Annotated in this window: 1 protein-coding gene and 1 pseudogene; both read right to left on the reverse strand. The window is 63.8% G+C overall.

Features of this window, described 5'->3' with window-relative positions:
- Window positions 1-1,365, reverse strand: a 1,365-nt coding sequence (locus tag P792_RS32150) for a hypothetical protein (RefSeq protein ID WP_023979452.1), incomplete at its 3' end; no start/stop codon positions are given.
- A 40-nt stretch (window positions 1,366-1,405) separates the two neighbouring features.
- Window positions 1,406-3,073, reverse strand: a pseudogene (locus tag P792_RS32155) (hypothetical protein); the annotation flags it as partial.

Consider the following 3,073-nt stretch of genomic DNA (forward strand, 5'->3'; position numbering starts at 1 on the left):
GGGCACGCGGTAGCGCCTGCGCAGATCCGGCGAGGCCCAGCTTGCCAGCCGGTCGGCCTGTCCGATGAACGCCTGACGTTCGGGTGTGACAAGCGGGCTCAGCCCCGAACCTGCGGCCTGCACGGTCTGCGCATGGGCATAACCCACTCGCCAGCGTGCAGGCGGCGGGTCGAGCATGTCATCGAGTGCCACAGGGGCCACGGTGATTAGGTTATGCGGCCCGAAATGCGCCACGGCATTGCCCTCGGGGGCACGCACCGCCACGGGGCGCAGCGTGCCAGAGCGTGAAGCCACAAGCCGCACGCCCAGCCCTGAAAGCAGGGTGTCGGCCATATCGCGCCCGGTGACGCGGGCGCTGCCATCCCAGAACCACCCGCCGGGCCAGGTCATGACCTGTTCGGCATCGCGCCAGGCCGGGTCGAACAGACCCGGTGCAAGCTGGCAATCCTGAAGCAGCACGCCACGCAAAAGCGTGAGAAGCCCGCCCGGTGTCGTGCCATCCGGCAGGGTACCGGTGGCATCGAGCGTGATGGCCCAGACAGGCCGTGTGCCGAGGCGAAACCACAGGCCCGAGGAATCGGATTGCACCACATAATGACCGGGCGGCGGATCGGTCGCGAACACATCCGCCACCTGACCGGCAAAGACGATGCCGCCTGACGCGCCGCCTTCATAAAGCGCCTCGATGGTGCCGGGTGCATCGCTCACTTGATAAACCAGCTTGATGGTATCGACGGCAACCGGTGTGAGGTTGAAAGCCCGACCGCGCAATTTGGGGGGATAATGCCCCGCTAGATCGGCCCCGCCGTGACGACCGCCCCGCCCGTCATAAGGCAGGCCCTGCGCCGGGGCATCGAGCCAGGCCGTGGCATCGGTGAGCGCAATTTCCACACTCTGCCGGTCGGGCTGCCATGAGCGGCCCAGCCCGGCAAAGGCCGGTTGCAACGCAGCCTCGGGCGGGTCGATTGCACAACCCCGGATTGCATCGCGCCGCCGCCAGCCATGGCGCACGCGTATGGGCATGTGATCGACCACGCGGGTTGCGATGATCTGATCCATCAGCCCGTTCGGGTTCGAGAGAATAAGCGAGCCCCAGCTTTCGCCGCCTGCCTGCGCATCGGGACGCAGATCGAGCCGACGATCCAGGCTGTAGGCCTGTTGCACCAGAGGGGGCCACGCCCCATGACTGTCACTGACATAGCCCACATCGGAAAAGCGCAGGATCTCGGTGGTTTCCAGCAATTCCGGGCGCTGGGTCAGTGCACCCCAGGGCGCGGTGCCCCAGCCACGGGCGGGCACGGGAATGGGTGACTCGTCCGGCACGGTGACTGTGATCTCAACCGCATGGAAAAGCTGACCCGTCATGACGCCTCCTGTTCGATAATCGGTCATATGACCGCATGGCCTAGCTTGCCTTGCGCAAGGCCGCCTGCCGCTGCTCGGCCACGCTCTGCTTTGTGGCGTTGGCGGTATCGCGCAGGGTGATGCCGTTGGCCTCGGTTGCGGCAATCAGCTGATGCAAAAGATCGACCAGACTGGCGGTGTTGTCGCGTGTCTGGTTCAGTGCCGCCTGCGTCAGTGCCTCGGGCGAGCGCGTGCCGATCTCGCGCATGGCCGCCATGACCTGCTCGTAAACACGGGCATATTCCGTGCCCGACCCATAAACGGCCTGATCCGTGGAAAGCAGGGTTTGCGCATCGCCCTGCACATGGGAAAGCGCGTTGAAATCACCCGCACGCGCCGCCGCAAGCGTGCTCTGGAAATTGTCGTTTGCGGCCCTGTATTGCGCTTCCGCTGAAAGCGGAGAGGCGCTTGACGTGCTCAGACCACGCGTGAAATCGACCAGAGAACTGATGACCGAGGCGGCGGAACTGGCCGCCTGGTCGTGGGCTTGTTTCGCGGCTTCGGCGTCCTGTTTGGCCTGGGCTGCGGCGGCGTCCGCTGCCTTGTCCGCATACTCCTTTTGAATGGCCAGACGTTCAGCCCCCAGCGTCTTTTCCAGATCCGATGCCTGTTGCAGATAGGTCTGGTTCGAACTGTAGGCATCCCCCAGGAAATCGCGCCAGCTATCGGCAAGCTGGCGTTTCTGTTGGGTGGCAGACAGATCGAAACTCATGAGCGCCGCGCCCTGGTCATCGCCGGTCGCGGTGAGATACCGCACCCGGAAGGCTTGGGCGCTTTCGGCCAGGCTTTGCATGTTCTTCGCATAGCCCTGCTCGTAGAGCGTGCCGAATTTGTCATTGAGCGCGTTGCCGTCCAGCCCGTAGCTGCTCGCCTGCGTTGCGGCAGCCTCATAGGTTTTCTTGAGCGCCTCCATCTGCTCGACCCAGCTTTGCTGCCCGTTCACCGTCGCTTTCATGAGATTGGGCATGGTGTTGGACACAAACTCGGTGATGGTCGCAACCTGCGATTGCAGATCGCTTGTCGCGAGTGTCTTGCCGTTGAGCATGGTATCCAGCGCCGTGCGCAGATCGCCCGTGGCCTCGGTAAAGCCCGAGACGGTCACGGTGCCGTCACTGTTGAATTTCGACACCGCCACACCCAGCGCATCCACCGTGTCGGCCATGCTTTTGAGCTGTGTTACCGCGCTTTGGAATGAGGCCACGCTGTCGAAACTCGCGGGCATCCCCTGCGACAGCGCCTGGCTGAATGTGGCGCTGTCATCGCTGCGCAGCTGCAGCTTGCCCAGCAAATCGGTCAGGCTGACAGAACGTTGCGACGGATCCTTGTTGTTCGGGTCATCGCGTACCGTGCCGAGATAGAGATTTTCAGCCTTCAGCCCGAGGCTTTTCATGGTGGCGTTGACGCTGGCCATATCGGCTTTGAGTTGCGCCGTGATGGTGTCGGTCTGCTTCTGGTTCCAGCTTTGCCCCATGCTCAGCTGGTCGCCTTCCATCACCACCTGGTCGATCGTGTAGGGGTTTTTCTTGTGCCCAAACAGGCCGCCCAAGAGGCCGCCGAGGCCGCCGCCGGCAATGCCGCCGATCAGCGTACCCACGCCGGGGATGATCGACCCAAGGCCTGCACCCAAAGCCGCGCCCACGCCTGAACCGATCATGCCATACGTCCCGCC

It is taken from the genome of Asaia sp. SF2.1, from assembly GCF_000505765.1.
Lineage (GTDB): Bacteria > Pseudomonadota > Alphaproteobacteria > Acetobacterales > Acetobacteraceae > Asaia > Asaia bogorensis.